We start from the raw sequence: 3,952 nt of genomic DNA, 5'->3' as shown, positions 1-3,952 counted from the left end.
GGCAGCCTGAACGACGTCACGTCACCTAAACACAAATAATCCACAAGCCGATATTTAAGGCCTTGTCCATAAGAGCCATCGCTATCGGTCTGCCCGCACCCAGCAAATTACCGGATGCCGTTTTCGGAGCAGCGTAGCTACCTTGGCCAGAAGATAAAGACTTGCACTGGACGCCATTCTCCCACCGTCTGGCGACGGTAGCTACATCGAAGATAAGAACGCGTTAGCGTACCTTACAACGACCAACCCACCTTGGGGTCATCATGGATTTGCGGAGCGTGGATGGCAGAGAGGCTCTTGATGCGGCTGCTGACCTTTTCGACCGCCGTTTCATCGGTCAGCACTTCTAAGGACAAACGGAACGAGACCGTATCGGCAGCCTCAATCGTGACCACACGCCCCTGCTCGGCCTCGAACGAACGCGTGTTGGGAAAGTTCGTAGCGGGCTCCATACCGACCACGTAGCCATCACTTTTGGCGCCGGTGTTCTTCCACAAAATGAAATTGGGAAGTTGGCTGACATTGAATGTAACCGCCATACCACGATTCTTTTCCGCCGAGCGGAGCATTGCGGTGGTTTCGCTTGAATCATCGCACACCAAGTTGGCAAAGTAGACACGTTCCTGATAGCCCGATTCAGGCTCACCAAATTGGTTCCACGTCTCCAGCTCGCTTGCCGACAATGCGTCTTTTGGAGCGAGTTCTTCACAGGCCGCTTCGAGCACTGCGCCAGGTTTTAAGATCGGCGAACCGACGTTGATGTGATACAGCAACTGCATCGTTGCAGGAGTCGACAACTCGTTGGTGACGTCATCTAACAGATCCACTCGGTAGCCGCCCGCATGGACTCGCAATCGCGTTCTCATCCTCAAACGCTTGAAAAACAGTCGCGATTCGATGACTTCGCCAATCAATTCGAGCCGGCCGGACGCCTCGTCGTATTCAATCGACAACGAATCGGCAGCCAGGTTCCCGATTCGTCCGTGCAGCGGGTACTTCAGTTTCCCCGCCTCATCGAACTCAGGCGCACCGTTGCTTTCCAATCCACAGCGGACGACCAATTCGTCGAACCCTTCGAGCCAACCGAGACCGCTAGGGTCGAACAGCGGCACTTGGGACGGATGGACCGGCCCGGTGACGGGCGAGTCCCAGCCGAAGCGAATCCCCTCGGCCTCGATTTTCCAGATGGACATCCCGCGAGTGGGCAACACGATAACCCGCATCACACCGGTGTCGATTTCGACAACTTCGACATTATCCGACGCGCCGCCGACAAAACGGCCATGGCGGGTTTTGATCTCGCCCATCCGTGTTTCGATGTCCATCGACAAGGGAGATTCGCTGTCCCAGGCGATTTGAGGCTCGCGGCGGTCCCATTTTCGAAGTGCGACAATTTCTGCCATGTTCTTTTGAATCTTTGAATGCGAGGGCGATTAAGCGTCAGTGAATGCGATCGGCCCGAGTAAGGTCGTCTTTTTAACAATTCTGAATCGGTGACGTTCTTGCCCGTTCGTTACGAAGCAAATAAAACATAACTTCCTCAGAAACCAATTTAGGGCGTCCATTTCAGCCCACCGAGCATTTTCGACTTCACTTGAACACGCTCGGTGACCGAAGAACACGTTTCCAGCCTGAACATACTCTTTCCCTCCGAGATTCAAAGGTACTACGATCGATGAGTAACGTTAAGCTGGATGAAGGCTTAATTAAAGGTGACTCCGTTGCGGGAATCCTCGACTCCGCCATGGACGCGGGCGAGGGACTGTTGCGATTAACCCCCACCTGGGTACCCCGATCGTTTTTGCATCCCGGACGCCGAATCAAGTTGCACCCCGGCGATTATTATCGCTTTGGTGCCGACCGCGGTGGTATCGACGAGCGATGGTTCGGCAGCACCACCGAGGCGGCCAACGAAGGCCGAGTCTGGCACGAAGGCCTGAGCTTTGTCCTCTTCGAAGGCAAAAAGTTCATGCTGAAGGACGCCGTCTCCGAGCGTGGTAACGATATTGTCGGCGAGGCGATCTATTCAAAATACGATCGTTGGCCCGTTTACTCGAAATTCTTTGACAACATGGGGCCGATCCCCCATCACATGCACCAAAGTTTCGAAGACGCCAAATTGGTCGGCCAGGAAGGAAAGCCCGAAAGCTACTACTTCCCACCCCAGCTGAACAACGTCGACAACAACTTTGCCTACACGTTCATGGGACTCGAACCAGGAACGCAGAAGGAAGACGTGCGTCGCTGCTTGGAAAACTGGAACGCCGGTGACAATGGCATCCTCGACCTCAGCCGTGCCTATCGTCTGAAACGCGGTACCGGTTGGTTGATCCCACCAGGCGTCTTGCACGCTCCGGGATCGCTCTGCACGTACGAACCACAGTGGGGCAGCGACGTGTTCGGGATGTACCAATCGATCGTCGAAGGCCGCTATGTGCCTTGGTCGCTGTTGGTCAAAGACATGCCCGAAGAGAAGCACCAAGACCTCGACTTTATCGTCGGGCAATTGGATTGGGAAAAGAACGTCGACACCCATTTCAAAAACAGCAACTATCTCGAACCGGTCCGCGACGACGAACGCAGCGGTGATGGTTACGAGGATTTGTGGATCGTCTACGGTACCGTCGATGGCGAACAGTTGTTTAGCGCCAAAGAATTGACGATCCAGCCCGGTGCAAAATGCACGCTGCAGGATCCTGGTGCGAGCAGCTGGATCACCGTTCAAGGCCGCGGCCGCATGGGATCGCTCGATCTGCAGACCCCTGCCATGATCCGCTTTGGTGAAAACACTTCGGACGAAGTCTTCATCTCGCACGTCGCTGCAACGAACGGCGTCGAAATCGAAAACCTTGGCACCGAACCGTTGGTTGGACTACGGTATTTTGGGCCGAACACGCATAAGAATCTGCCCAAGGCCGGCAGCTAACACGGCTAAACGAACCCCCAGCGACTCACACGAACACCTTTAGGAAATCAACGCGATGAAACTTCATAATGCAATGTGGCCCGGACTGGTTGGCAAAGGCACCGACGAAGGTCAGGAGCCACCGATCAGCCTTGAACGGATGCTCGACTTGACCGCTGCGGCTGAAGTCGACGGCCAAAAGTTTGATGGCATCGATTACTTTTTGTTCCTACCGCACACCAATCCCGAAGCCAGCGACGACGAGATTCGCAAGATTGCGGACTTGATCGCCAGCAAAGGGTTGGCGGTCGGTTCGTTGGTCGCGCCGATTTGGCCGGGCACCGTGGGTGATTCGGCGATGGGGGATGCCGAACAGCAAGCCAAGTTCCTGTCGGCCGTCAAAATGGCCTGCCGCATCGCGGGGATTTTCAACGACCACGGCGTGCGTCAGTACGGAGCGATCCGCATCGACAGCGCCGAGTTTGGTGTCGAAAAGTGGCGTGAAGACCCCAAGGCGAACACGCAAAAGATTGCTAACACGTTTAAGGAAGCGGCCAAGATCGCGGCCGACCATGGCGAGCGTCTGGCGGCCGAAGGCGAAATCTGCTGGGCCGGAATGCACAGCTGGAAAGACATCCTCGATCTGCTCGAAGCGGTCGGAATGCCCGAATCGCTTGGATTCCAAGCCGACTTGGCGCACACCTATCTGTACTTGATGGGTTACAACGCGCCCGAACATGCACTGCTGCATGAAGGCTACAGCGACGAAGAATTCTATGCGGCCTATGAAAAGATGACCGACAAACTTCGCCCCTGGACGATCGACTTTCACGTCGCGCAGAATGATGGCGAGGTTCACGGTGCCGGTTCGCACGACAAGACCGGAAAACATTGCGCTGCGGATGACCCCAACGGCAAACTGGATATCGTCAAGTGCTCGGGCTATTGGCTCAAGGACGCCGAGAAACGTGGCATCAAGCACATTTGCTGGGACGGATGCATGTTCCCCAATGCGACGCTCGAAGACCCTCACACATGGAACACGAT

General features: G+C 55.4%; 3 protein-coding genes. 2 read left to right on the top strand and 1 reads right to left on the bottom strand.

Annotation, left to right across the window (positions count from 1 at the left end; genetic code table 11):
- Nucleotides 1-233: 233 nt before the first annotated feature.
- A complete protein-coding gene (locus ABX962_RS32040) occupies nt 234-1,403 on the bottom strand; it encodes an aldose 1-epimerase family protein (protein ID WP_372725721.1) in 1,170 nt (389 codons plus the stop codon).
- 272 nt (nt 1,404-1,675) lie between these two features.
- Between ABX962_RS32040 and ABX962_RS32035 the strand changes: the two genes are divergently transcribed.
- Together ABX962_RS32035 and ABX962_RS32030 are read left to right on the top strand one after the other, a co-directional pair.
- Nucleotides 1,676-2,926 (top strand): hypothetical protein, encoded by a 1,251-nt coding sequence (locus ABX962_RS32035; RefSeq protein WP_372725719.1) that lies wholly within the window; start codon nt 1,676-1,678, stop codon nt 2,924-2,926.
- Nucleotides 2,927-2,981: 55 nt separating this feature from the next.
- Nucleotides 2,982-3,952, top strand: a 971-nt coding sequence (locus ABX962_RS32030) for a sugar phosphate isomerase/epimerase family protein (RefSeq protein ID WP_372725717.1), incomplete at its 3' end; no start/stop codon positions are given.

The sequence above is a fragment of the Novipirellula sp. genome, assembly GCF_041583735.1.
GTDB lineage: Bacteria > Planctomycetota > Planctomycetia > Pirellulales > Pirellulaceae > Novipirellula.
The sequence above is the reverse complement of the archived record's forward strand: the minus strand, read 5'-3'. Positions and strand labels throughout refer to the sequence as shown.